This is a genomic window from Streptomyces griseoaurantiacus (genome assembly GCF_036189845.1).
In the GTDB taxonomy this organism is placed as follows: domain Bacteria; phylum Actinomycetota; class Actinomycetes; order Streptomycetales; family Streptomycetaceae; genus Streptomyces; species Streptomyces griseoaurantiacus.
On the sequence record NZ_CP108326.1, the window covers coordinates 1,927,729 to 1,953,666 of the forward strand.

The 25,938-nt window shown below is 75.1% G+C and carries 20 protein-coding genes; 15 read left to right on the forward strand and 5 right to left on the reverse strand.

Annotation, left to right across the window (positions count from 1 at the left end):
- Window positions 1-50 precede the first annotated feature (50 nt).
- Window positions 51-1,124, forward strand: a complete 1,074-nt coding sequence (locus OHB09_RS08705; RefSeq protein WP_191890270.1) for a S1C family serine protease — start codon at window positions 51-53, stop codon at window positions 1,122-1,124.
- 42 nt (window positions 1,125-1,166) lie between these two features.
- On the opposite strand, the gene OHB09_RS08710 is transcribed toward OHB09_RS08705, so the two are convergent.
- Entirely contained in the window at window positions 1,167-1,433 is a 267-nt protein-coding gene (locus OHB09_RS08710; protein ID WP_006143674.1) for a hypothetical protein, read from the reverse strand.
- 125 nt (window positions 1,434-1,558) lie between these two features.
- Between OHB09_RS08710 and OHB09_RS08715 the strand changes: the two genes are divergently transcribed.
- A complete protein-coding gene (locus tag OHB09_RS08715; RefSeq protein ID WP_191890271.1) occupies window positions 1,559-2,761 on the forward strand; it encodes a bifunctional adenosylcobinamide kinase/adenosylcobinamide-phosphate guanylyltransferase in 1,203 nt (400 codons plus the stop codon).
- Between the two features lie 76 nt (window positions 2,762-2,837).
- On the opposite strand, the gene cobT is transcribed toward OHB09_RS08715, so the two are convergent.
- Window positions 2,838-3,959 (reverse strand): nicotinate-nucleotide--dimethylbenzimidazole phosphoribosyltransferase, encoded by a 1,122-nt coding sequence (gene cobT, locus OHB09_RS08720; RefSeq protein WP_328921802.1) that lies wholly within the window; start codon window positions 3,957-3,959, stop codon window positions 2,838-2,840.
- 150 nt (window positions 3,960-4,109) lie between these two features.
- Here cobT and OHB09_RS08725 point away from each other — a divergent pair, with 150 nt between their 5' ends.
- Together OHB09_RS08725 and OHB09_RS08730 are read left to right on the forward strand one after the other, a co-directional pair.
- Window positions 4,110-5,192: a class I SAM-dependent methyltransferase gene (locus tag OHB09_RS08725; protein ID WP_006143677.1), complete on the forward strand. Its 1,083-nt coding sequence runs from the start codon at window positions 4,110-4,112 to the stop codon at window positions 5,190-5,192.
- Window positions 5,193-5,252: 60 nt separating this feature from the next.
- Window positions 5,253-7,145, forward strand: coding sequence for a phosphatidylglycerol lysyltransferase domain-containing protein (locus OHB09_RS08730; protein WP_328921803.1), 1,893 nt, complete (start codon window positions 5,253-5,255; stop codon window positions 7,143-7,145).
- A 56-nt stretch (window positions 7,146-7,201) separates the two neighbouring features.
- Here OHB09_RS08730 and OHB09_RS08735 read toward each other — a convergent pair whose 3' ends face one another.
- Window positions 7,202-7,972, reverse strand: coding sequence for a hypothetical protein (locus OHB09_RS08735; protein WP_093595975.1), 771 nt, complete (start codon window positions 7,970-7,972; stop codon window positions 7,202-7,204).
- Between the two features lie 176 nt (window positions 7,973-8,148).
- Between OHB09_RS08735 and OHB09_RS08740 the strand changes: the two genes are divergently transcribed.
- From OHB09_RS08740 to OHB09_RS08775, 8 genes are all read left to right on the forward strand, one after another.
- A complete protein-coding gene (locus tag OHB09_RS08740) occupies window positions 8,149-8,934 on the forward strand; it encodes an adenosylcobinamide-GDP ribazoletransferase (protein ID WP_093595978.1) in 786 nt (261 codons plus the stop codon).
- 219 nt (window positions 8,935-9,153) lie between these two features.
- Window positions 9,154-10,692 carry a leucyl aminopeptidase gene (locus OHB09_RS08745; RefSeq protein WP_234528861.1) on the forward strand — a complete coding sequence of 513 codons (1,539 nt, stop codon included), beginning with the start codon at window positions 9,154-9,156 and terminating at the stop codon, window positions 10,690-10,692.
- Window positions 10,693-10,910: 218 nt separating this feature from the next.
- Window positions 10,911-12,299 (forward strand): dihydrolipoyl dehydrogenase, encoded by a 1,389-nt coding sequence (gene lpdA / locus OHB09_RS08750; protein WP_006143682.1) that lies wholly within the window; start codon window positions 10,911-10,913, stop codon window positions 12,297-12,299.
- A 57-nt stretch (window positions 12,300-12,356) separates the two neighbouring features.
- Window positions 12,357-14,177 (forward strand): 2-oxoglutarate dehydrogenase, E2 component, dihydrolipoamide succinyltransferase, encoded by a 1,821-nt coding sequence (gene sucB / locus OHB09_RS08755; RefSeq protein WP_328921804.1) that lies wholly within the window; start codon window positions 12,357-12,359, stop codon window positions 14,175-14,177.
- A 245-nt stretch (window positions 14,178-14,422) separates the two neighbouring features.
- The gene (locus OHB09_RS08760; RefSeq protein ID WP_006143684.1) at window positions 14,423-15,046 is read left to right on the forward strand and encodes a GntR family transcriptional regulator; all 624 of its coding nucleotides are present in this window, start codon (window positions 14,423-14,425) and stop codon (window positions 15,044-15,046) included.
- A 313-nt stretch (window positions 15,047-15,359) separates the two neighbouring features.
- A complete protein-coding gene (gene aceE, locus OHB09_RS08765; RefSeq protein WP_093595988.1) occupies window positions 15,360-18,062 on the forward strand; it encodes a pyruvate dehydrogenase (acetyl-transferring), homodimeric type in 2,703 nt (900 codons plus the stop codon).
- A 136-nt stretch (window positions 18,063-18,198) separates the two neighbouring features.
- Window positions 18,199-19,197 (forward strand): helix-turn-helix transcriptional regulator, encoded by a 999-nt coding sequence (locus OHB09_RS08770; protein ID WP_006143687.1) that lies wholly within the window; start codon window positions 18,199-18,201, stop codon window positions 19,195-19,197.
- A 47-nt stretch (window positions 19,198-19,244) separates the two neighbouring features.
- Entirely contained in the window at window positions 19,245-19,763 is a 519-nt protein-coding gene (locus tag OHB09_RS08775; protein ID WP_191853217.1) for a DUF4240 domain-containing protein, read from the forward strand.
- A gap of 19 nt (window positions 19,764-19,782) precedes the next feature.
- Here the strand turns inward: OHB09_RS08775 and OHB09_RS08780 are convergent, their stop codons facing one another.
- Window positions 19,783-20,526, reverse strand: a complete 744-nt coding sequence (locus OHB09_RS08780) for a peptidoglycan recognition protein family protein (protein ID WP_107405903.1) — start codon at window positions 20,524-20,526, stop codon at window positions 19,783-19,785.
- 705 nt (window positions 20,527-21,231) lie between these two features.
- Between OHB09_RS08780 and OHB09_RS08785 the strand changes: the two genes are divergently transcribed.
- Window positions 21,232-22,416 carry a MarP family serine protease gene (locus tag OHB09_RS08785; RefSeq protein ID WP_328921805.1) on the forward strand — a complete coding sequence of 395 codons (1,185 nt, stop codon included), beginning with the start codon at window positions 21,232-21,234 and terminating at the stop codon, window positions 22,414-22,416.
- 84 nt (window positions 22,417-22,500) lie between these two features.
- On the opposite strand, the gene OHB09_RS08790 is transcribed toward OHB09_RS08785, so the two are convergent.
- Window positions 22,501-22,998 carry a GNAT family N-acetyltransferase gene (locus tag OHB09_RS08790; protein WP_040893590.1) on the reverse strand — a complete coding sequence of 166 codons (498 nt, stop codon included), beginning with the start codon at window positions 22,996-22,998 and terminating at the stop codon, window positions 22,501-22,503.
- Window positions 22,999-23,093: 95 nt separating this feature from the next.
- On the opposite strand from OHB09_RS08790, the gene OHB09_RS08795 reads away from it, so the two are divergent.
- Together OHB09_RS08795 and OHB09_RS08800 are read left to right on the forward strand one after the other, a co-directional pair.
- Window positions 23,094-24,050: a TIGR01777 family oxidoreductase gene (locus OHB09_RS08795; RefSeq protein WP_167793399.1), complete on the forward strand. Its 957-nt coding sequence runs from the start codon at window positions 23,094-23,096 to the stop codon at window positions 24,048-24,050.
- Between the two features lie 428 nt (window positions 24,051-24,478).
- Window positions 24,479-25,924 carry an FAD-dependent oxidoreductase gene (locus OHB09_RS08800; protein ID WP_328921806.1) on the forward strand — a complete coding sequence of 482 codons (1,446 nt, stop codon included), beginning with the start codon at window positions 24,479-24,481 and terminating at the stop codon, window positions 25,922-25,924.
- Window positions 25,925-25,938 lie beyond the last annotated feature (14 nt).

Sequence of the window (25,938 nt, forward strand, 5' to 3'; positions counted from 1 at the left end):
CGGGCGTCCACCGCGGGACGGCACGGGCGGCGGCCCCCAGACTCGGTCCCATGCACGCTTCCCGCAGCCGCGCGCTCGCGGCCGTCACCCTGGTTTCCGCCGTCCTCGGTTCCGCCGTCCTCCTGGGCGGCTGCTCCGGGAACGGCGGCTCGGGCGGGGCGCCCCGTGCCACCGCCTCCCCGGCCGCGCGGCCCATGGCGGCGAACGACCTGCAGAGCGACTACCAGAAGGTCATCAAGGACGTCCTGCCCTCGGTGGTGCAGATCCGGGCGAGCCAGGACCTGGGCTCCGGGGTCGTGTACGACGACAAGGGGCACATCGTCACCAACGCGCACGTGGTCGGCGACGAGAAGACGTTCACCGTGACGACCGCCAACAGCGAGGGCACGTACACCGCGCGGCTCGTGTACGCCTACCCCGAGCAGGACCTCGCCGTCATCAAGCTGGACGAGCTGCCGCAGGGGCTGCGGCCGGCCCGTCTCGGGGACTCCTCGAAGGTCGCCGTCGGGCAGATCGTGCTGGCGATGGGCTCCCCGCTCGGCCTCTCCTCGAGCGTGACCCAGGGCATCGTGTCCGCGACCGGCCGCACCGTCAGCGAGGGCCGCTCGGACGGCGGCACGGGCGCGACCCTGCCGAACATGCTGCAGACCTCGGCGGCGATCAACCCCGGCAACAGCGGGGGCGCGCTCGTCGACCTCGACGGGCGGGTGATCGGCATCCCCACGCTCGCCGCGACCGACCCCGCCCTGGGCGGCAGCGCGGCGCCCGGCATCGGGTTCGCGATCCCCTCGTCCATGGTGAGGACCGTCGCCGGCCAGATCGTGAAGAACGGCAAGGTGACCGACTCCGGCCGGGCGGCGCTCGGCATCACGGCCAGGACCGTGGTCGGCGAGGACTACCGGCCGGCCGGGGTCGCGGTCGTGGACGTCACCGAGGGCGGACCGGCCGACCGGGCGGGGCTCAGGCCCGGCGACGTCATCACCGCCCTGGGCGGCACCCGGGTCACCACCCTCACCTCGCTCGCCGAGGCCCTGGCCGGCAAGGAGCCCGGCGACCGCACCGAGGTGACGTACACCAGGGACGGCGACCGCAGGACGGCCCGGGTGACTTTGGGCGAGCAGTGACGCCGCCGGGGCGGCGGCGCCACCGTCCGGCGCCGGTGCCCCCTACTCCGCGGAGTCCTGCGGCTCCTCCGGGGAGTCCCCGGGCTCCTCGGCCGGCTGCGCCTCCTCGGCGTGCAGGCTCATCGGCCCGTAGATCTGTGTGCCGTCCTCGAAGAGCCGCACCTGGTCGGCGCCGCCCTCGCGCAGCTCCTTGAAGTACTCCCCGATCCAGGACTCGGCATCCCCCTGCGTGGTGAACTCCTCCGGCACGACAGCGGGCTCGACCTCCGCCCCGTCGGCCTTCTCGAACCGCCACGTCCATGCCGCCATGTACGCCTCCAAGGTGTGAGCACACTGCACAGCGGGAGCCGGATCTTGCTCCGGCTCCCGCGGTGAAGCCTAGTCGGGCGCGCAAGATCTGCGGGGACCGGTGGAGACAAGTGAAAATCGGGTGCGTGGAACTGACTCTGCTCGGCACCGGCGCCCCCGCGGGCCTGCCCCGCCCCGACTGCCCCTGCGCGGCCTGCGCGACCTCACTCGGCGCGGAGGCGCGCGCGGCGACCGCGCTGCTCCTCGACGACACGCTGCTCCTCGACCTGACGCCGGGCGCGGCCTTCGCGGCGGCCCGCGCGGGACGCTCCCTGGGCGGCGTGCGGCAGGTGCTGCTCTCGCATCCGCACGACGGGCCGGCGGTGGAGGTCCCGGCGGGGCTGCCGCAGCCGGGGCGGGTGCCGGACGGGCGGGAGCTGGCGCTGCTGACCGGGCACCGGGTGCGGGCGGTGGCGCTGGACGCGCCGGGCACCGGGTACGCGGTGACGGGGCCGGACGGCACCCGGCTGCTGTACCTGCCGCCGGGGGGCGCGCCGGCCGGACTGGAGAACGGGGCTCGCGAGCCGTACGACATGGTCGTCGCCGACGTGCTGGGGCGGCCCGACGCGCTGGCGCGGCTGCGTGCGGTGGGCGCGGTGGGCGCGGCGACGGACGTGCTCGCCGCGCATCTCGACCACGACGTGCCGCCCGGCGCCGAGACCCGGCGGCGGCTCGCGGCGGCGGGCGCGCGGGCGGTGCCGGACGGAACGACGCTGACGGTGGGCGTCTACGAGGACGTGCCCGACGTGCCCCGCCGCACGCTGGTGCTCGGCGGCGCCCGGTCGGGGAAGTCGGTGGAGGCGGAACGGCGCCTGGAGTCCTTCCCCGACGTGCTGTACGTGGCGACCGGTGGCACGCGGGGCGGGGACACCGAGTGGGCGGAGCGGGTCGCCGCGCACCGGGAGCGGCGGCCGGGGTCCTGGCGAACGGTGGAGACGTGCGACCTGGTGCCGCTGCTCGGCGAGCGCGGTGCCCCGCTGCTGATCGACTGCCTGTCGTTGTGGCTGACCGACGCGATGGACGCGGTGGGCGCGTGGGACGACGCGGAATGGTCCGGCGGGGGCGAGAAGGCACTGCGCGCGCGGGTGGGTGAACTCGCGGAGGCGGTGCGGACCACCCGGCGCACGGTGGTCGCCGTGTCCAACGAGGTCGGCTCCGGCATCGTCCCGGCGACGGCCTCGGGCCGCCGCTACCGCGACGAACTGGGCCGTCTGAACGCGGCGGTGGCCGCGGAGTGCGAGACGGTCCTGCTGACCGTCGCCGGCCAGGCACTGACGCTGCGCGGCTGAACGGCGGACCCGCCCCCCTCGGTCGAGGGCGGGCGGGGCCGTGAAGGGGGGCGGGGGAACGGCCCGCCCCCTTCCGTCACTCCGGGTCCGCCGGAGCGGCCGGCTCCAGGGAGTCCGTGGCGTTCGCGGCCTCCGTGACGTCGGTGACGTCCGCCGGGCGTTCCGGGAGTTCGGCCGCCAGGGACGCGGCGGCGCGGACGAGGGGGAGGGCGAGGAGGGCGCCGGTGCCCTCGCCGACCGTCACGCCGTGGTCGAGCAGCGGTTCCAGCGCCATCCGGTCCAGGGCCTTGGCCTGTCCCGGCTCCCCGCTGTTCTGTCCGGCCAGCCACCAGTCGGGGGCCCGGAAGGCGATCCGCTGGCCCACCAGCGCGCACGCGGCCGAGACCATGCCGTCCAGGATGACCGGGGTCTTGCGCACGGCGCACTGGAGCAGGAAGCCCGTCATCGCGGTGAGGTCGGCCCCGCCGACGGTCGCGAGGAGCCGGAGCTGGTCGCCCAGGACCGGCCGGGCCCGCCGCAGTGCGTCCCGGATCGCCGCGCATTTGCGCATCCACGCCAGGTCGTCGATGGCCTGCCCGCCCCGCCCGGTCACGACGGACGCGTCGGTCCCGCACAGCGCGGCGACGAGCACGGCCGCCGCGGTCGTCCCGCCGACGCTGAGGTCGCCGAGGACGATCAGGTCGGTGCCGGCGTCGGCCTCCTCGTCGGCGACCGCCATCCCGGCCCGGAACGCCGCCTCGGCCTCCTCCTCGGTGAGCGCGTCCTCGATGTCGATGCGCCCGCTGCCGCGCCGCACCCGGTGCCGTACGACCTCGGCCGGCAGGGACCCGGGATCGCAGTCCAGGGCCATGTCGATCACGCGGACGGGCACCCCGGCCCCGCGGGCGAGGATCGCCACCGGGCCCGCCCCGTCCAGTACGTCCCGCACCAGCCGCGCGGCGCCGCCCGCGGGGCGGGCCGAGACGCCGAGCGCGGCGATCCCGTGGTCGCCGGCGAACAGCACCGCGCGCGGCCGCTCGATCGCCCGCACCGGCACCGAGGACTGCGCGGCCGCGAGCCACTCGCCCAGCTCGTCGAGGCGGCCCAGGGCCCCGGGGGGCACGAGCCTGCTCTCCCGGTGCGCCTCCGCGTCGCGCCGCACCCCGCCGTCGGGGCGCTCGATCAGGTCGGTGAAGTCGTCGAGATTCAGCGAGCTCATTCGCCGAACAGTACCGGCAGCGGCGGGACCGGCCCGCGCCACGTCGGGGCCACGTCGTTGCACGGGTGATCACGATCCCATACGTTCCGTTTCGCCCGATTGTTCCGCTGTACGGCCTCCCCCGCCCCCACCGCCTCCCCGGAGCCGCCCATGTCCCGCAGCACCTCGCAGGCGATCACCGCGCGGCGGACCGTGTGCCTGGGCGAACTCGCCCGGGGCACCGAGCGGTTCCTCGGCCCCCCGCGAGAGACCTGCCCCTGGTGCGGTTCGGGCCGGCTGCGCACCCGGGTGCGCACACCCGACCTGCCGCGGCACCGCCCCGGCCGCTTCGCCGTCGACGGCTGCCGGGACTGCGGGCACGCCTTCCAGAACCCCCCGCTGTCCCCCGAGGGGCTCGCCTTCCACCACCGCGACCTCGCCGAGAGCCCCCTGGAGGCCGGGGAGTCGACGCCCTGGCCGGGGCTCGCACGGGCGGCGCGGCTGCGGCACCGGGCGGCCGCGCGGGCGATGCTGGCGTACGGCGAACCGGAGAGCTGGCTGGACGTCGGCACCGGATACGGCCACTTCCCGGCGGCGGCGCGGGAGTTCTTCCCGTACACCTCCTTCGACGGGCTGGACGCCACGGAGCGCGTGACCCGGGCGCGGGAGGCGGGCCGGGTGGAGGAGGCGTACCGCGGGCACCTCACCGACCCGCACGTCCTCGCCCGGCTGCGGGGCCGCTACGACGTGGTGAGCATGCTGCACCACCTGCCGCGGGTGCCGGGGCCCCGTGCCGAGCTGCGCGCCGCGCTCGCGGTGCTGCGGCCCGGCGGCCTGCTGCTGCTCGAACTCCCCGATCCCGGCTGCCTGTTCGCCATGCTGCTGGGGCGCTGGTGGGCACCGTACGACCAGCCGCGGCACCTGCATCTGCCGCCGGTGCGCAATCTGACGGCGGAGCTCCGGGCGCGTGGCTGCGAGGTCCTCGCGGTGGACCGGACGCGGCCGCACACCCCCGGCGACCTGGCCGCGGCGCTGGCCCTGGCGGTGTCCCGGGCGGCCCCCGCGCCGGACACGCCGTGGCGTCCGGCCCCGCCCTCGCCCCCGGCGCGCACGGTCCGCGAGGTGCTGCTCGGGGCCGGGGCCCCGCTGATCGCGGCGGGTGCGGCGGTCGAGCACGCGCTGGCGCCCGCGCTGCGCCGCACACGTTTTGCCAACGCATACCGCGTCGTGGCGCAACGCCCCCGGGGAGCGTGACCTCTAGAAGAGAGGGGCACGGGGAATTACCGCCGGGAGAGGCGGATATGATCCGGTTTCATGGCAGATGCCCGAGTCACAGTGGGACCCGATGACCGTCCGGCGCCCCCGCCCCTCCCGGTCTCCCGGCCCGGCCGTCCGGTTCCCCGGCTCCGGTTCCGTCCCGTCTCCCGGCTCCGCACGGCCTGGGGGCGCGGGGGGCCCTGGCGCGGCACCTCGGAGCGGCGGGCGGCACTCGCGCGGCGGGCCGCCGCGTTCGTCGTCTGGTACGTGCGGGCCGTCGCCTGCGTCAACCTGCTGAGCGCCGTCTGGGTCTCCCTCGGCCAGGACGTGCGGCGGCACAACCACGCCGATCTGTTCACCCCGTACCTGCTGACCGCCGGTTTCGCCTCCGGGGTCTTCACCCTGTTCCTCGCGGTGACGCTGCGCCGCCGCAAGCGGGCCGCGTGGATCCTCAACCTGGCGCTCGCCGGGCCCTTCCTGGTGCTGCTCGGCCTCGCCATGACGCTGCCGGAGGTCCGCCGCTCCCCGCAGAACTGGGCCTCCCTGGTGCTCACCGCCGCCTTCGTCGGCGCGCTGCTGGCCGGACGCCGCGAGTTCTACGCCGTGGGGGACCGCGCCAACCCCCGGCTCGCCGCCGCCCTCGCGGCCGGCGGGCTGCTGTGCTGCTCGCTGCTGGCCGCGCTGCTGGTGACGGTCACCAACCAGGCGCCGGACGCGGCCCGTTCGACCTTCCTCGAACGCTGGCAGTACGGCGCCCTGCGGCTGATCTCGGTCGCCGCCGACAACGCCCGCTTCCCCGGGATCGCCACCCCGAACGGGGTGGATGTCGCGATCAACGTGCTCAGCACGGTGCTGCTGCTGGCCGTGGTGCACGCCGCGTTCCGGTCCCGCCGGGCCGTGGACCCGCTCACCGCCGAGGACGAGAAGCGGCTGCGGGAACTGCTGGCGCGGCACGGCGAGCGGGACTCGCTCGGGTACTTCGCGCTGCGCCGGGAGAAGAGCGTGGTGTGGTCGCCGACCGGGAAGGCGGCGGTGGCCTACCGGGTCGTCGGCGGGGTCTCGCTGGCCTCGGGCGATCCGCTCGGGGACCCGGAGGCGTGGCCGGGCGCGATCGTGCCGTGGCTCGCCGAGGCCCGCACGCACGGCTGGATCCCCGCGGTGGTGGGCGCCGGCGAGGAGGCCGGCACCGTGTACGCGCGGCACGGTCTGGACGCGCTGGAGCTGGGCGACGAGGCACTGGTGGAGACCGCCGAGTTCACCCTGGAGGGCCGGGCCATGCGTACCGTCCGCCAGGCGCACAACCGGGTGCGGCGGGCGGGCCACCGGGTGCGGATCCGGCGCCACGAGGAGATCCCGGCCGAGGAGATGGCGTATCTGCTGGAGCGCGCCGACGACTGGCGCGACGGTGCCACCGAGCGCGGTTTCAGCATGGCGCTCGGGCGGCTCGGCGACCCGGCGGACGGGCGGTGCGTGATGGTGGAGTGCGCCGACGCCGAGGGGCGGCTGCGGGCACTGCTGTCGTTCGTGCCCTGGGGGCCGCGCGGGCTCTCCCTGGATCTGATGCGGCGGGCGCGGGACTGCGACAACGGGCTGATCGAGTTCATGGTGATCGAGCTGCTGCGGGCCGCGCCGGGGCTGGGGATCGCGCAGGTCTCCCTCAACTTCGCGATGTTCCGCTCGGTCTTCGAACGCGGGGCGCGCCTCGGCGCGGGGCCGGTGCTGCGGCTGTGGCGTTCGCTGCTGAGCTTCTTCTCCCGCTGGTGGCAGATCGAGTCGCTGTACCGGGCGAACGCGAAGTACCGGCCCATCTGGGAGCCGCGTTTCGTGCTCTTCGAGAAGAGCGCGGACCTGCCCCGGATCGCGGTCGCGGCGGCCCGTGCCGAGGGCTTCCTGGAGGCCCCCGGGCTGCCGAAGTGGCTGCACCGGCGGCATCTGGCCTCCCGCCGCTGAGGCGGGCCCCGCTCCCTGGTGGCCGGGGCGGCTCGCCCCGCCCGGCGGGCGGCGGCTCAGTGGCGGCCGAGGCGCGGGGGCGGCGGGTCCGGCGGGGTGGGGGCGCCGGCGATCCAGTCCTGGAACCGGCGGCGCGGGCCGCTCCACCGCCGGTCGTGCCGGTAGGCGCGCAGCCGGGCGCGGGCCCGGGCGCGCGGGCGGCGGCGGTAGAAGCGGGTGGCCCAGAACGAGCCGGGGCGGGCGAGCCGGACCGCCCCGACGAGCGCGATCAGCGGCACGATCACCCCGAACAGCGCGAGCCGCGTCTTGCCCTTGCTCAGGGCGAGCAGCGAGAACAGGAAGTTGACGGCGACGCTGACGATGACGCCGCCCCGGTCCCGCAGTTCCTGGCCGGTCATGTCGTTGACGCCGAACGGCAGGAACCCGGCGAGGACCAGCCCGACCAGGGCCGCCGTGACGACCACGGCCTCCGTGCTCTTGCGCCCGGCCTCGGTCCAGTAGACGTCGTCCAGGTGCAGGATCAGCGCGAACTCGTCGAGCACCAGGCCCGCGCCGAGGCCGAACATCACCGCGAACGCGCCGGCGCCGAAGCCGTACCGGCCGCTGGCGACGGCGCCGAAGCCACCGAGGACCGTGAGGACCACGCCGGGCACCACGTGGTGGATGTGCACCCCGCCCGCGCTGACGTTGCCGAAGGGCCCCTTGCCGGCCCGGATCATGCGCGTGACGAGGCGGGTGATCAGGAAGGTGAGGACGAAGGCGGCGAGCGCGAGCAGCAGGGGGAGCTTCCCCGGCTCGACGATGTTGCGGTACCACCAGTGCCCCATATGCGTACTTTATGCGTGGGGTGGGTGGCGGCGCCCGGTGCGGGAACCCCGCGCGGACCGGGGCGGGAAGCGCCGCCGTCCCCCGGACGGGTGGCGGCGGGCTCCGGGGCCGTCCCGCGGACGGGTGGCGGTACAGCGGCTGCCGGCCCCGGCCGACCGCCCGGTAACCTGCGCCGGTGTCCACGACCCCGCGCTCGGCCGGCCTCCGCTTCGCCTTCGGCACCCTCACGGTGTTCCCCGTCCGCGTCACCCGGTGGGACCGGGAGGCGGCGCGCGCCGGGATGCTGGCCGCGCCGGTCGCCGGGCTGGCGGTGGGAGCGGCGGCCGGGTTCCTCGGGGCGCTGCTGACCCGGCTCGGTGCCGGCGCACCGCTCGCCGCGGTGGCCGCCGTCGCCGTGACGGCGGCGCTGACCCGGGGCCTGCACCTGGACGGGCTCGCCGACACCGCGGACGGACTCGGCAGCGGCAAGCCCGCCGCCGAGGCCCTGGACATCATGAAGCGCTCGGACATCGGCCCGTTCGGCGTGATCACCCTGCTGCTGGTCCTGCTCGGGCAGGTCGCCGCGCTCGCCCAGGCCTACGGCGCCTCCTGGCAGCGCGGGCTGCTCGCGGCGGCGGTGTCGGCGGCGGCGGCCCGGCTCGCCCTCACCCTGGCCGCGCGGCGGGGTGTGCCGGCGGCCCGCCCGGAGGGTCTCGGCGCGGCGGTCGCCGGGACCGTGCCGCGGAACGCGGCGCTGCTGGTCGCCGCCGCCGTGACCGTCCTGGCCGCGGTGGCCGGGGGCGCGGTGGGCGGGGTGTACGAGGCCGTCCGCGCGGGGCTCGCCGTGCCGCTCGCCCTCGGGGCCGCCGAACCCCTGCTGCGGCACTGCGTGCGCCGCTTCGGCGGGGTGACGGGGGACGTCTTCGGGGCGCTCGCCGAGACGGCGGGGACGGCGGCGCTGGTGGTGCTCTCGCTCGGCTGAGGCGCGTGGCGGGTGCGCGGAAAGTCCTGCCGCAGCACGCGGGAACGGGGCCCCAGGGGTGCGGCCGGTTCCGGCCACGGGTGGCGCGTAGGCTCGGGGGTGGCACATGACCGGGCCGGTCGGGGCCAGTGCGCACCGCGGATTCAGGGTCTGCTCCGGGCGGCAGACCCCCTCCGTTCGGCCACAGGAACACATAGACGGAAGCGAGAATTCACCACCGTGACTGCTCTCACTCTCAGCACCGCCGCCGCGTCCGGCCTCCGCGCCGACGCGCTCGTGGTCGGTGTCGCGAAGGGCGCCGGGGGCCCGGTCGTCGCACCGGGCGCCGAAGCCGTCGACACGGCGTACGACGGCACACTCGCCACCGTGCTCGAAACCCTCGGCGCCTCCGGGGCCGAGGGCGAGGTGACGAAGCTGCCGGCCCCCGCCGGCTTCAAGGCCCCCGTGGTCGTGGCCGTCGGCCTGGGCGCCGAGCCCGAGGAGGACGGCGCGTACTCCGGTGAGGCCCTGCGCCGCGCCGCCGGTACGGCCGCCCGCACGCTGGCCGGCTCCCGCAAGGCCGCCTTCGCGCTGCCGATCGCCGACGCCGCCGACCTGGGCGCCGTCGCCGAGGGCGTGCTGCTCGGCGCGTACGCCTTCGACGCGTACAAGGAGAACGGCCGCGCGGGCAGGAACGCCAAGAACGGCAAGGCCCCCCTCGCCGAGGCCGCCCTGCTCGGCGCCAAGCCCCGCGACAAGGCCCACAAGGCCGCGCTCGCCCGGGCCACCGCCGTCGCCGAGGAGCTCAACCGCGCCCGCGACCTCGTCAACACCCCGCCGAACGACCTCTCGCCGCAGGCGTTCGCCGCGTTCGCGCAGACCGCTGCCAAGGAGCACGGCCTCAAGATCCAGGTGCTCGACGAGAAGGCGCTCGCCAAGGGCGGCTACGGCGGCATCCTCGGCGTCGGCGCCGGCTCCGCGACCCCGCCGCGCCTGGTGAAGCTGTCGTACACCCCCGCCAAGGGCGCCCGGTCGGCCAAACACCTCGCCTTCGTCGGCAAGGGCATCACCTACGACTCGGGCGGCATCTCCCTGAAGCCGGCCGGTCACAACGAGACGATGAAGTGCGACATGGCCGGTGCCGCCGCCGTGTTCGCCGCGGTCGTCGCCGCCGCCCGGCTCGAACTGGAGGTCAACGTCACCGGCTGGCTGGCGCTGGCCGAGAACATGCCCTCCGGCTCCGCCACCCGGCCGGGCGACGTGCTGCGCATGTTCAGCGGCAAGACGGTCGAGGTCCTCAACACCGACGCCGAGGGCCGGCTGGTGCTCGCCGACGCGCTGTGGGCCGCCTCCCAGGAGGAGCCGGACGCGATCGTCGACGTGGCCACGCTGACCGGCGCGATGATGCTGGCGCTCGGCAGCCGCACCTTCGGCGTCATGGGCAACGACGAGGCCTTCCGCACGGCGCTGCACGTGGCGGCCGAGGAGGTCGGCGAGCCGGCCTGGCCGATGCCGCTGCCGGAGCACCTGCGCAAGGGGCTCGACTCCCCCACCGCCGACCTCGCCAACATGGGCGAGCGGATGGGCGGCGGCCTGGTGGCCGGTCTCTTCCTGCGCGAGTTCGTGGGCGAGGGCATCACCTGGGCCCACCTGGACATCGCGGGCCCGGCGTTCAACGAGGGCGCGCCCTTCGGCTACACCCCCAAGGGCGGCACCGGCACCGCGGTGCGCACTCTGGTGCGGCTCGCGGAGCTGACGGCGGCCGGCGACCTCGGCTGAGTCACCCCGGTGGAAGGGGGCCCGCGGTGCGCGGGCCCCCTTCTCAGGTGAGCGTGGGGCGTCTCACTCCCGGCCCCGCGTCTCACCCGGCGGTGACAAGTGCGAAGATGGGGCCTGGCAGGACAGGGCCCCATCCGAGGGCCGAAGAACGAGCGGCCGGACACCAGCCGTCAGCCGGTCACCGACGACCGGTGGCGCACATGCATGGAGGACGTGACGTGGCGAACGACGCCAGCACCGTTTTCGACCTAGTGATCCTCGGCGGTGGTAGCGGTGGGTACGCCGCGGCCCTGCGCGGGGCGCAGCTGGGCCTGGACGTCGCCCTGATCGAGAAGGACAAGGTCGGCGGTACCTGCCTGCACCGGGGTTGCATCCCCACCAAGGCCCTGCTGCACGCGGGCGAGATCGCCGACCAGGCCCGCGAGAGCGAGTCCGTCGGCGTCAAGGCGACCTTCGAGGGCATCGACATCGCGGGTGTCCACAAGTACAAGGACGGGGTCGTCTCCGGTCTGTACAAGGGCCTGCAGGGCCTGGTCGCCTCCCGCAAGGTGACGTACATCGAGGGTGAGGGCCGACTGTCCTCGCCCACCTCGGTGGACGTCGGCGGGCAGCGCATCCAGGGCCGGCACATCCTGCTGGCGACCGGCTCCGTGCCGAAGTCGCTGCCGGGCCTGAACATCGACGGCGACCGGATCATCTCCTCCGACCACGCCCTCGTGCTGGACCGCGTGCCGAAGTCCGCGGTCATCCTGGGCGGCGGCGTCATCGGCGTCGAGTTCGCCTCCGCGTGGAAGTCCTTCGGCGTCGACGTCACGATCGTCGAGGGCCTCAAGCACCTCGTCCCGGTCGAGGACGAGAACTCCTCCAAGCTCCTGGAGCGCGCCTTCCGCAAGCGCGGCATCAAGTTCAACCTGGGCACCTTCTTCCAGAAGGCGGAGTACACCCAGGACGGTGTGAAGGTCACCCTCGCCGACGGCAAGGAGTTCGAGGCGGAGGTCCTCCTCGTCGCCATCGGCCGCGGCCCGGTCTCGCAGGGCCTGGGCTACGAGGAGGCCGGTGTCGCGATGGACCGCGGCTACGTCCTCGTCGACGAGTACATGCGCACCAACGTGCCCACCGTCTCCGCGGTCGGCGACCTGGTCCCGACCCTCCAGCTCGCGCACGTCGGCTTCGCCGAGGGCATCCTGGTGGCGGAGCGGCTGGCCGGCCTGAAGACCGTGCCGATCGACTACGACGGTGTCCCCCGGGTGACGTACTGCCACCCCGAGGTCGCCTCCGTGGGCATCACCGAGGCCAAGGCCAAGGAGATCTACGGTGCGGACAAGGTCGTCGCGCTGAAGTACAACCTGGCCGGCAACGGCCGGAGCAAGATCCTCCAGACCTCGGGCGAGATCAAGCTCGTCCAGGTCAAGGACGGTGCGGTGGTCGGCGTGCACATGGTGGGCGACCGCATGGGTGAGCAGGTCGGCGAGGCGCAGCTGATCTACAACTGGGAGGCGCTGCCGGCCGAGGTCGCCCAGCTCATCCACGCCCACCCGACGCAGAGCGAGGCGCTCGGCGAGGCCCACCTGGCCCTGGCCGGCAAGCCGCTGCACGCCCACGACTGATCCCCCTCGGTCGACGACAACAGACTTCCGCACTTCCGTTAAGGAGCAACCGAAACCATGGCGGTTTCCGTAACCCTTCCGGCGCTCGGTGAGAGCGTCACCGAGGGCACTGTCACCCGCTGGCTGAAGGCCGAGGGCGAGCGCGTCGAGGCCGACGAGCCGCTGCTCGAGGTGTCGACCGACAAGGTCGACACCGAGATCCCCTCGCCCGCCGCGGGTGTGCTGTCCTCCATCAAGGTCGCCGAGGACGAGACGGTCGAGGTCGGCGCCGAGCTGGCCGTCATCGACGACGGCTCCGGCGCCCCGGCGGAGGCCCCGGCGCCCGCCGCCGAGCCCGAGCCGCAGCCTGCCGCGGCCGAGACGGCCGCCCCGGCCGCCCAGACCCCGGCCGCCCCCTCCACCGAGCAGGCCGCGCCCGCCCCGGCGCCGACCCCGGAGGCCACCTCCGGCGGCGGTTCCGCCGAGGGCACCGACGTGGTGCTCCCGGCGCTCGGCGAGTCGGTCACCGAGGGCACGGTGACCCGCTGGCTGAAGGAGGTCGGCGAGTCCGTCGAGGCCGACGAGCCGCTGCTCGAGGTCTCCACCGACAAGGTCGACACCGAGATCCCGGCGCCCGCCTCCGGCGTGCTGCTGGAGATCGTGGTCGGCGAGGACGAGACGGCCGAGGTCGGCGCGAAGCTGGCCGTCATCGGACAGCCGGGTGCCGCCCCGGCGGCGGCTCCGGCCGCCCCCGCCGCACCGGCCCAGCCCGAGCCCACCCCGGCGCCCGAGCCCGTCCCGGCGCAGCCCGCCCCGCAGGCCGCCGCCCCGGCTCCGGCCCCGCAGGCGCCGAGCACCCCGGCTCCGCAGACCCAGGAGACCCCGGCGCCCGCGCCGGCCCCGGCCGCTCCGGCGCCGGCTCCCGCCCCGGCCCCGGCTCCGGCCGCGACCGCCGGTGGCGAGGGCGCCTACGTGACCCCGCTGGTGCGCAAGCTCGCCGCCGAGAACGGCGTCGACCTGGGCTCCGTCAAGGGCACCGGCGTCGGCGGCCGGATCCGCAAGCAGGACGTGCTCGCCGCCGCCGAGGCCGCGAAGGCCGCCGCCGCTGCCCCGGCTCCGGCCGCCGCCGCGTCCGCACCGTCGTCGGCGAAGAAGGCCCCGAAGCTCGAGGTCTCCCCGCTGCGCGGCCAGACCGTGAAGATGCCGCGGATCCGCAAGGTCATCGGCGACAACATGGTCAAGGCCCTGCACGAGCAGGCCCAGCTGTCCTCGGTGGTCGAGGTCGACGTCACCCGGCTGATGCGGCTGCGCGCCCAGGCGAAGGACTCCTTCGCCGCGCGCGAGGGCGTCAAGCTCTCCCCGATGCCGTTCTTCGTCAAGGCGGCGGCCCAGGCGCTGAAGGCCCACCCGGTCATCAACGCCAAGATCAACGAGGCCGAGGGGACCATCACCTACTTCGACTCCGAGAACCTCGGAATCGCGGTGGACTCCGAGAAGGGCCTGATGACCCCGGTCATCAAGCACGCGGGCGACCTCAACATCGCCGGTATCGCCAAGGCCACCGCCGAGCTCGCGGGCAAGGTCCGGGCCAACAAGATCACCCCGGACGAGCTGTCCGGCGCGACCTTCACCATCTCCAACACCGGCTCGCGCGGCGCGCTGTTCGACACGATCATCGTGCCGCCGGGTCAGGTCGCCATCCTCGGCATCGGCGCCACCGTCAAGCGCCCCGCCGTCATCGAGACGGAGGAGGGTACGGTCATCGGCGTCCGCGACATGACGTACCTGACGCTGTCCTACGACCACCGTCTGGTGGACGGCGCCGACGCGGCCCGTTACCTGACCGCGGTCAAGGCGATCCTGGAGGCGGGCGAGTTCGAGGTCGAGCTCGGCCTCTGAGCCCCACGCCAGAAGCGGTGCGCACGGTGCCCCCGTCCGGAACACTCCGGGCGGGGGCACCGTCGTTCCCGGGGCGGCCGCCCGTCCGGGCGGGTCCGGCGACGGCGTGTGCGTCTCGTCTCACCTGCGGGTGAGCGCCCTCGTGCGCCCTTCCGTGCGGCGCGGACGGCCTTATTGTCTAAACGTCAAACGCCCCGGGGGCCGAAGGGCCAGTTCCGGGCCGTCCAGCAACCTACGGAGCCCTCATGACCGCGCCCGTCGTCCACTCGCTGCGCGAACAGATCCGCGAGCACATCGTGGAGGGGATCGTCAGCGGGCGCTGGCAGCCGGGCGAGCGGATCGTGGAGCGGCGCATCGCCACCGAGCTGGAGGTCAGCCAGACCCCGGTGCGGGAGGCGCTGCGGGAGCTGGAGTCGCTGCGGCTGATCGAGTCGGCGCCGAACAAGGGCGTCCGGGTGCGGAACCTGACGGCCGCCGACCTGGAGGAGAGCTACCCCGTGCGGGCCGGCCTGGAGGCGATCGCGGCGGAACTGGCGGCGGAGCGGCTGGCGCTGGACTGCTCGGCGCTGGAGCCGCACGTGTCCGCGCTCTACGAGGCGGACCGGCTGGCGGACGGCACGGCGCAGGTCCGGCACACGGTCGGCTTCCACCGGGAGCTGGTGCGGGCGGCCGGCAACGCGGTGCTGCTGCACACCTGGGAGGGGCTGGGCATCGAGGTGTTCACGGCCCTGTCGATCCGGTGGCTGGGGACGGTGCAGCAGTCCTACGCGGAGGAGCACGAGGAACTGGTCGCCGCGTTCCGCCGCCGCGACCCGAGGATCGCCGACCTGGTCAAGTCCCACGTCCTGGGCTGCGCCCCGCGCGCGTAGGGCGCCTCGGCGGCAGCGGGGCAGCCGTACGCGGGCCGAGCGCACCCCCGCTCACCTGCGTAAACCCCGCCGGAAACCGTCACCCCGTGCCACCCCCGAAGGCACCCCGTGCCGACTTTCTCGGAATCAAGATATTTTGCCCTCAACCCTTTGATCGATCATCGATCAGGGGGTTACAGTCCTCGTTGGGCCACGCGGCGAGACCGCATGGTGTCACAGCACCGAAGCCCACCGCCCTGTCCTGCCAAAGACCAAGGGCACACCCGAACCCTTACCGATGAGGGAACCCCCTTCGACTGAGGAAGGCGGCGACATGACCGACCCCAACGCCATCCAGCCGAGCGCGCTCGACCAGCTCCCCGACCGGGACCCGGAGGAGACCGCCGAGTGGCAGGCCTCCCTGGACGCCGTGGCCGAGGCGGCGGGCCCGCACCGCGCGGCCTATCTGATGCGTCGCACGCTGGAGCGCGCCGAGGGAGCCGGCGTCCCGCTGCCGCAGCTCCTCGAGACGGACTACGTCAACACCATCCCCACCGCCGCCGAGCCCGCGATCGCGGGCGACGAGGCGATGGAGTCCCGCATCACCGCGTGGAACCGCTGGAACGCGGCCGCGATGGTGACCCGGGGCAGCAAGTACGGCGTCGGCGGCCACATCGCCACCTTCGCCTCGGCCGCCTGGCTGTACGAGACCGGCTTCAACCACTTCTTCCACGGCAAGCAGGGTGACGGCTCCGGCGACCAGCTCTACATCCAGGGCCACGCCTCCCCCGGCATCTACGCCCGCGCCTTCCTCGACGGCCGGCTGAGCGAGACGCAGCTCGACAACTTCCGCCGCGAGGCCGGCGGCAACGGCCTGCCCTCCTACCCGCACCCGCGCCGGCTGCCCTGGCTGTGGGAGTTCCCCACCGTCTCCATGGGCCTCGGCCCGATCTCCGCGATCTACCAGGCGCGGTTCAACCGCTACCTGACCAGCCGCGGCATCAAGGACCTGAACGACTCCCACGTCTGGGCCTTCCTCGGCGACGGCGAGATGGACGAGCCGGAGTCCACCACCGCGCTCACTCTCGCCTCCCGCGAGGGCCTGGACAACCTGACCTTCGTCATCAACTGCAACCTGCAGCGGCTCGACGGTCCGGTACGCGCCAACTTCAAGATCGTGCAGGAGCTGGAGGCCCTCTTCCGGGGCGCCGGCTGGAACGTGATCAAGACCCTGTGGGGCACCGCCTGGGACGAGCTGTTCCGGCTGGACACCACGGGCGCGCTGGTCCGCCGGCTGCGCGAGGTACCGGACGCGCAGGTGCAGACGTACCAGACGCGCGACGCGGCCTACATCCGCGAGGACTTCTTCGGCAAGGACCCGGCGCTCGTCGAGATGGCGAAGCTGCTCAGCGACGACAAGATCCTCGAGTGCTTCCATCTCTCGCGCGGCGGCCACGAGGCCCGCAAGGTCTACGCCGCGTACCGGGCGGCCCTCGCCCACAAGGGCGCCCCGACCGTGATCCTGGCCCAGACCGTCAAGGGCCACACCCTCGGCGACGGCTTCGCCTCGAAGAACGCCAACCACCAGATGAAGAAGCTGACGGTGGAGCAGTTCAAGGACATGCGGGACCGTCTTGACCTGCCGATCTCGGACGCGCAGTTCGTCGACGGCGTGGTCCCCTACGGCCACCCCGGCGCCGACTCCCCCGAGGTCCGCTACCTCCAGGAGCGCCGCGCGTCCCTCGGCGGCCCGGCCCCCGCCCGCCGGGCGCACCCGGTCGCGCCGCTGCCGATGCCGGCCGACAAGGCGTTCACCGCGTTCGACAAGGGCTCCGGCTCGCAGTCCGTCGCCACGACGATGGCCTTCGTCCGCCTGGTCAAGGACCTCGTCCGCGACAAGGAGACCGGCAGGCGCTGGGTGCCGATCGTCCCCGACGAGGCCCGCACCTTCGGCATGGAGAGCCTCTTCCCGTCCCTGGGCATCTACTCGCCCAAGGGGCAGACGTACGAGCCGGTCGACCGCGACCAGCTCATGTACTACAAGGAAGCGACGAACGGCCAGATCTTCAACGAGGGGATCACCGAGGCCGGCGCCATGGCCGAGTTCATCGCCGCCTCGACGTCGTACGCGACGCACGGCGAGACGATGATCCCGTTCTACATCTACTACTCGATGTTCGGCTGGCAGCGCACCGGCGACCAGATGTGGCAGCTCGGCGACCAGCTCGGCCGCGGCTTCCTCGTCGGCGCCACCGCCGGCCGGACGACGCTGACGGGCGAGGGCCTGCAGCACGCCGACGGCCACTCGCCGGCGATCGCCGCGACCAACCCGGCGGCCCTGACGTACGACCCGGCCTTCGCCTACGAGCTCGGCGTCATCGTCAAGGACGGTCTGCGCCGCATGTTCGGCGAGGCCGCGCCGGACGAGGACCCGAACGTCTTCTACTACCTGACCGTCTACAACGAGCCGCTGCCGCAGCCCGCGAAGCCCGCCGTGCCGGGGCTCGACGAGGGCATCGTCAAGGGCCTGTACCGCTTCAACACGGCGGAGTCGGCCGGGCTGACCACGGTGGCGAACGCCCCGCGCATCCAGCTCCTCGGCTCGGGCACGGCGATCCACTGGGCGCTGAAGGCGCAGCGGCTGCTCGCCGAGGAGTGGGGCGTCGCGGCGGACGTGTGGTCCGCGACGTCCTGGACGGAGCTGCGGCGCGACGCGATGGACGCGGACGCGGCACTGCTGCGGGGCGAGGAGCGGGTGCCGTACGTGCGGCGGGCGCTGCAGGGGGCGCAGGGTCCCGTGCTGGCGGTCTCCGACTACATGCGGCAGGTCCCCGACCAGATCGCGCAGTGGGTCGAGCAGGACTGGGCCTCGCTGGGCGCGGACGGCTTCGGTCTGTCCGACACCCGTGAGGCGGCCCGCCGTCACTTCGGCGTCGACGCGGAGTCGATCGTCGTCGCGGCGCTGGCGCAGCTCGCCCGCCGGGGCGAGGTCAAGGCCACGGCGGTGAAGGAGGCGCGCGAGCGCTACGGCCTGTAGTCCGGGCGCGGACACCCTCCGCGTTCCGTATACGACCGGGACGGTCCCGCGCCCCCTCATCGAGGGGGCGCGGGACCGTCGTGCTTTCCCGGGGCCGCCATGCCCCCGGGGCGCGTCCGCGCGCCATCATGAAGCCATGCGTGCCGCCAGGCTCATCAGAATGGTGCTGCTTCTGCAGGGCCGCCCCGTCATGACCGCCGCCGAACTCGCCCGCGAGCTGGAGGTGTCCGAGCGCACCGTCGCCCGGGACGCCCAGGCGCTCTCCGAGGCCGGCATCCCCGTGTACGCGGACCGGGGCCGCGCCGGCGGCTACCGTCTCGTGGCCGGCTACCGCACCAGCCTCACCGGGCTCGCCCGCACCGAGGCGGAGGCTCTGTTCCTCTCCGGTCTGCCCGGCGCGCTGCGCGACATGGGCCTCGCCGACGCCGCCTCCGCCGCCCGGCTGAAGGCCTCCGCCGCCCTCCTGCCCTCGCTGAGGGACGCCCCGCGCACGGCGGCCCAGCGCTTCCACCTCGACGCGCCCGCCTGGTTCCACGAACCCCGCACCCCCGCGCTGCTGCCCGCGATCGCCGAGGCGGTCTGGGAGGACCGCCGGATCACCGCCCGCTACCGCAGGGGCCGCGACGACGAGGTCCAGCGGGAGCTGGAGCCGTACGGTCTCGTCCTCAAGGCGGGCGTCTGGTACCTGTGCGCCCGCGTGGCCGCCCCGGACGGCGGGGCGTTCCGCGTGTACCGCCTCGACCGGTTCACGGCCGTGGAGCCCGCCGGGACGAGCGGCGCCGACGAGGGGCGCTTCGTCCGCGAGGAGGGCTTCGACCTGCCGGCCTTCTGGGCCGAGCACGCCGAGGAGTTCGCGCGCTCGATCCTGCGCACCGAGGTCGTGGTGCGCGTCTCCCCCGAGGGCGCCCGGCTGCTGCCCGGCGTCGTGGACCCCGCCTCCGCCCGCCGTGCGCTGGGTGACCCCGCCGGGACGGACCGGGAGGGCCGGGTCACCGTGACCCTGCCGGTGGAGTCGGAGGAGGTCGCCCACGCCCAGCTCAGGGCGCTGGGCCCGGAGGCGGAGGTGCTGGCGCCGGCCTCCCTGCGCCGCCGTATGGCCGCCGACGCCCGCCGGCTCGCGGCGCTCTACGCCTGAGGACCGAGGTGCGCCGAGCCTCCCGAGGGCCGATCCTGGTGGGCGTGATGGACGAGACGGAGTTCTGGGAGCTGGTGGACGTCACCCGCGAGGCCGCGGAGGGTGATCCGGAGGAACAGGCGGATCTGCTGGTGGAGCGGCTCCTCCGGCTCGACCCGGAGGCGGTGCTGGACTTCGCCCGCCATTTCGAGGCCCGCTACAACCGCGCCTACCGCTGGGACCTGTGGGGCGCCGCCTGGCTGCTCCTGGGCGGGGCGAGCGACGACGCGTTCGACTACTTCCGCTGCTGGCTGATCGGCCAGGGTCGCGAGGTCTTCGAGGGCGCCCTGCACGACCCGGACTCGCTCGCCGAGCTCCTGGACGACTTCGACGAGAGCATCGACGGCGACGGGGAGGAGCTCGGCTACGCGGCCGACGAGGCGTACGAGCAGCTCACCGGCACCGTGGCTCCGGACCTCGGGCTGCCGGCCGCGCCCGAGGAGCCGGAGGGCACACCGCTGGACTTCGAGGACGAGGCCGCCCTGGCCCGGCGCTACCCCTCGCTGTGGACCCGCTTCGGGGACTGACGCGGGTGCCGGCGAGGGCTCAGGTGCGGCCCTGGAGGCGCGCCGCGCGTGCCCTTATGGCCTCCAGGCGGGCGGAGAGCGCGGCGCCGGGGCAGCTCGTCTGGTAGCCCGCGTCGTGTCCGGCGACCGCCGGGAGCACCGCGGTGGCACCGGCGGCGTAGCGGCTGCCCCCGTTGCTGGAGACGAGGGCGACCCGGGAGCGCGGGTCGACGTCGGAGAGGCCGAGCTTCCAGGCGGCGAGCGCGGCGATGGCCTCGGTCATCTCCGGCGGCACGGGCGTGCCCGCGGTGAAGGTGCCGATCGCGGCGATGCCGGCGGTGCGGTGGTTGAAGCCCTGGGTGTGGGCGCCGGTGACGGGGCGGTCGACGCCGCCGGCCCGGCCCTCGTAGATGGTGCCGCAGCGGTCGACGAGGAAGTTGTAGCCGATGTCGTCCCACTGCCGGGCCGAGGTCTGGCCCTGGTAGAGGGCGCGGATGATGCGGGGGGCGTCGGCGCAGTCGTAGCCGTTGGGCGAGTCGGTGTGGTGGACGAAGACCGCGACGACCCGGTCGTCGTAGCGCGGCGGCGGCTGGGCGGGCAGGCCCTCCCCGGCCCAGCGGGCGCGCGGCACGATGACCGGGCGGGCGGCGGCGTGCGCGGGGGCGGTCGCCGGGTGCCGGGTGGGGGCGGGGTGCGCGGACCGGGCGCCGGTGGGGGCCGCGCCGACCGCGCAGAAGGCCAGCACCAGCGCGACGGCGGCGCCGGGCAGGCAGCCGAGCAGCAGGACCAGGGCCCGGCGGGTGCGGTGGCGTCCGGTTCCGTTCCGGCGCCGGGCCCGGCGGCGGGGCGTCCAGTGCCCCGGACGGCGCCGCTCGTACCGGCCGTCGAACCCGGCCGCGTGGGAGCCGCCCAGCCGGGTGCCGGGCGCGGGGACGCGCGAACCACCCCGCACGGCGCCGGGTGCGGTGCCCGGGGGGCGGCCCCGCACGGTGCCGGGACCGGTGCCGCCGCCGTGTACCGCGGCGCCCGGTTCGGCGTCGGCCTCGCCGGAGCTCTCCTGCCCCGCACCCGCGGAGCCGGTCCCGCGGGAGCCGCCCCGCGCGGTGCCGCCGCGGCCGGTGTCCCGCACGGCGCCGGGTGTGGCGTCGTGGAGGCCGGACACGGCGTGTCCGGCGCGATGTCTGTGCCTGCCGCGCATCCTCGCCCACAGGCGCCCGCGCGTTCCTCGGACCACACGCATGTTCCTCACCCTGACCCGCCCCCGCCGCCTCCGCGACGCGTGCGCTGCCAGATGTGTGCCGCGCCACCCGGTGGAACCATCGCCCCGTCCCGGAGCGTTTTCCGAGGCGTGCGGGTACCGGTGCCGTTCACAGGGCACTGGTCCTGATCAACGGGCGCGCCCGGCGCGTATGCACCACAGTGCGCCCGGCGCGTACGCACCGGTGCGCCCGGCGCGTGCCGAGCGGCGGCCCGAGAGAAAGGCGGCCCTGTGGACCTGCTCGACGTACTCCTGCTGCTGGTGATCGTGGTCTACGCGGCGTCCGGCTACCGGCGCGGTCTGGTCGCGGGCTGCGTCTCGCTGGCGGGCTTCGCGGCCGGTGCCGTGCTCGGCGTGTGGGTGCTGCCCTGGATCATGGAGCTGGTCACCCGGGGCACCCCCGCGGCCACGCTGACGGCGGTGCTGACGCTGCTCGCGCCGGCCGCGGTGGGGCACGAGCTGGCGGGCCGGCTGGCCCTGCGGCTGCGCGGCGAGCTGGACCGGGGTCCGCTGCGGGTGGCGGACGGCGTCGGCGGGGCGGCCGCCAACACGGTGTCCGTCCTGCTCGTGGCGTGGGTCGCGGCGAGCGTGGTGGGTGCCTCCTCGTCCACGGTGGTCTCCTCCTCGATCCGCGACTCGGCGCTGCTGGGCGCGGTGCAGGACGTCATGCCGGAGACGACCCCCTCGTGGTTCTCCCGGGCCACGACGGCGCTCACCGAGGCGGGCTTCCCGCAGGTGTTCAACCCCTTCGAGAACGAGCCGACGGCGGGCGTCGCCGAGCCCACCGGGGACAACGTGACGCCGCGCGCGAGCGAGGCGGCGAGGCTGAGCACGGTCAAGGTCGAGGGCATCGCGGGCGACCAGGGCCGCGAGGGCAGCGGCTTCGTCTACGCGCCCCGGCACGTGATGACCAACGCCCACGTCGTGGCCGGCATCGACGATCCCTCGGTCCGGGTGGGCGGGGTCGGCACGATGTACGCGGCGCACGTGGTGCTCTTCGACCCGGACCGGGACGTGGCGGTGCTCTACGTGCCGGAGCTGACCGCCCCGGCGCTCCGCTTCGACGACACGGCGGGGCGCGGCGACCCGTCGGTGGTGGCCGGCTATCCGCAGGACGGCGGGCTGAACCTGCGGGCGGCCACGGTCGCGAGCACGATCGAGGCGACGGGCCGGAACATCTACAACACCGGCACGGTCACCCGGCAGGTCTACTCGATCCGCTCCACGGTGCTGCCGGGCAACTCGGGCGGCCCGCTGCTGAGCACCGACGGCCGGGTGTACGGGGTGGTGTTCGCCCGCTCCACCTCCGACGCGCGCACCGGCTACGTGCTCACCGCGAAGGAGGTCGCGGGGGACGCCCGCGAGGCGGCGGACAGGACGGCTCCGGTGGACACGGGCGATCCGGTGGAGTCGTAGCCGACGGCGCCGAACGGCCGCGAAGGGTCCCGAACGGTCGCGAACGGCGTGGGCGGCGTGGGCGGCGTGGGCGGCGCGCGGCCGCTACAGCGTGCGTCCCATGAGGACGTCGTCCACGTACGCGCCGTCGAGCAGGAACTCCTCCGGGAGCACCCCCTCGACCACGAACCCCTCCGACTCGTACAGCCGCCGGGCGGGGGTGTTGTGCCCGAGGACGCGCAGGGTGAGGCGGCGGGCGCCCTGCCGCCTGGCCTCCTCCGCCGCGGCCCGCAGCAGCGCCCGTCCGACCCCGGCGCCGCGCGCCTCCTCGGCGACGACGAACCCGAGGATCTGCCGTACATGCGCGTTGGCCGCCAGCGAGGTCGGGAAGCCGAGCCTGAGGTAGCCGAGCACCCGCCCCTCCCGCTCGGCCACGAGGTGGTCGCCCGGCCCGAACCGCTCGGTGAAGAACGGCTCGTACGGCGGCCGCGGCGGGGGCTGGACGGCGTGCAGCGTGGACCAGGTGGCGCGGTCGAGCCGCCCGAGCGCGTCCTCGTCGGCGGCGGTGGCCCGGCGTATGCGCGGCGGGTGCGGGACTGACATGCCGATCACTGTACGTCGAGGGCGCCGGGGGCCGGTCGGGCGCACGGTCGGCGGTCCCCACGGGCACATGCGCGGATGCGGGGCAGGATGGACGTATGACAGCCGACTCCTCCCCTCCCCCGCCGTCCCCCGGGTCCGCGCTCCCCGCCGGTTCCCGGGTGGCGCTCGCCGGTGCCTCCGGGCTGATCGGATCGGCCCTGGCCCGCTCGCTGGAACGGGACGGCCACACCGTCGTACGACTCGTGCGGCGCCCGCCGCGCGGCCCCGGCGAGGTGCGCTGGGACCCCGCCGGGGGCAGTGTCGACACGGCGGGCCTGGCCGGCTGCGCGGCGGTGGTGAACCTCGCCGCCGCCGGGGTGGGCTCACGGCGCTGGACGGAGAGCTACAAGCGGCTGATCCGGGACAGCAGGGTGCGGGGCACCACGACGCTCGCGCGGGCGGCGGCCGCGCTCGACGAGCCGCCGCGGGTGTTCGTCAACGGCAGCGCGATGGGCTACTACGGCGACACGGGCGACCGCGCGGTGGACGAGACGGCGCCGCCCGGGGAGGGCTTCCTGCCCTCGGTGTGCGTGGAGTGGGAGGCGGCGGCGGACCCGGCGCGGGAGGCCGGCATCCGTACGGTGCTGGCCCGCACCGGACTCGTGGTGGCGCGCGGCGGCGGTGCGTGGGGGCGCCTGTTCCCGCTGTTCCGCGCAGGGCTCGGCGGCCGGATGGGCAGCGGACGGCAGTACTGGAGCTACATCTCCCTGCACGACGAGGTGGCCGCGCTGCGGTTCGCGCTGGACACGGGGTCGCTGTCGGGGCCGGTCAACCTGACCGCGCCGAACCCCCTGACCAACGCGGAGATCACCCGGGCGATGGGGCGGGTGCTGCACCGCCCGGCGCTGGTGCCGACGCCCGAGGCGCTGCTGCGGGTGGCGCTCGGCGAGATGGCGGGCGACATCCTCGTCAGCCAGCGGGTGCTGCCGGCGAAGCTGCTGGACGCGGGTTTCCACTTCGCGTTCCCGGGCATCGAGGAGGCGTTGCGGGCGGCCCTGCGCCCGGCCGACTGATCGGGGACGGTTGACCGGCGGTCGACGGGGGGCCGACGGGCGATCGACGGGTGACGGGCTCCGGGCGACCGACGCGTGGCCGACTCGGGCGGCGAGGGGGCGCGCCGAGGGGGGCGTCCCGCTCCACCGGGGAGCGCCCCCGTGCACCCGTACGAGGTCCCCGTGCCCCCTGACGTGCTTCTTGCCGCCGCCTACCCTCGTGCCGAACTCGCGTATTCCGGGAGCCTGTTGGGGGCATCACGTCCCCAGCAGTCGCGCGACCTCGAGGAGGGCACGTGCTTGAGCCGGTGCACCAGGCGGATGCGCACATCGTCAGCACAGCGAATCCCCCGCACACCCCGTACATCCCGCACACCGCGGATCCCGGGGGTCCCACGGACACCGGAGGTCTCACGAACACCGTGGGTCCCTCCGATCCCGTGCGCCTCATGGATACCGGGGGCAGCACGGACACCGTGGACGTCGTCGTCGTGGGGGCCGGGGTCGCCGGGCTCGCGGCGGCCCGGCATCTGACCGGGGCGGGACTGAGCGTCCTGGTCCTGGAGGCGGCCGGCACCGTCGGCGGCCGCATGACCAGCGAGAAGGTCGACGGCTTCCGCCTCGACCGCAGTGGCCGGCTCCTGTGCACCTCGTATCCGGAGCTGGCCCGCACCCCGGGCCTGGAGACGCTGTCACTGCGCACCTTCTCCCCCGGGGTGCTGCTGCACAGCGAGGGCCGTCACCACCGGGCCGGGGAGTCCTTCCAGCCCACGGCGGGCCGGCGGGGAGCACGCCGGGGCGCCGCCCTGAGCGCGGTACGGGGCACGCGGGGCGCACTCACGGCAGTACGCGCCCTCGCAAGCGCCCCCAGGTCCGCGCGTCCGCAGGCGTCCCACCGCGGCCGTCCGCATCCGGCCGCGCCCGGACCTCTGGGCGGGCCGGCGGACCGGGCCCGGCTGGCCACGGTGCTGGCCCGGCTCGCCGCCACCCCGCCCGAACGGCTGCTCTCGCGGCCGCAGGTGTCCGCCGCGCAGGCTCTGTCGGGCTACGGGGTGCCGCCGGGCGCGGTCGAGGGGTTCCTGCGGCCGCTCCTCGCCGCACTGCTCGGCGACCCGGCGCTGACCTCGTCCAGCCGCTGCGCCGACCTCGCGCTGCACGCCTTCGCGACGGGGCGGCTGTGTCTGCCCGAGGGCGGCGCGGACGCCCTGCCGGAGCTGCTCGCCGCCGGGCTGCCGCCGGGTTCGGTGCGCACGGGGGTACGGGTGACGGCCGTGTCCACGACCTCGGTGACCACGCGGGAGGCGGGCGAGATCGGCTGCCGGGCGGTCGTGCTGGCGACCGGGGCGCGGTCCGCCGCCGCGCTGCTGCCCGGGCTGCGGGTGCCGGCCCATCACGCGGCGACGGTGCTGCACCACACCACCGACGAACCGCCGCTCACCGAACCGGTCCTGCTGCTCGACGCCGACCGGGGCGGGCCGGTGGCACACACGGCGGTGCTCAGCCAGGTGGACCCCGGACGGGCTCCGGCGGGGCGGGCGCTGGTGACCTCGGTGGTGCTGGGGCGTCCCGCGGGCCCGGACGGACCCGGCGGGACCACCGCGCTGGACGCGGAGGTGCGGGCGCATCTCGCCCGGCTGTACCGGACCTCGACGAGCCGGTGGGAGCTGCTGGCGGTGCACCACGACGCGGAGGCGGTGCCGGCGATGAACGTGCCGCACGACGCGCGGCGGCCGGTGCGGGTGCTGTCGGGGCTGTACGTGTGCGGCGACCACCGCGGGGTGAGCGGGCTCCAGGGGGAGCTGCTCTCGGCGCGCAGGGCGGCGCGGGCGGTGCTCGCCGACGCGGGGGTGCGGCGGCCCCTGGCGGCGGGCCGCTCGCTGGAGACGGCGGCGTAGGTCCGGGGCGGTGC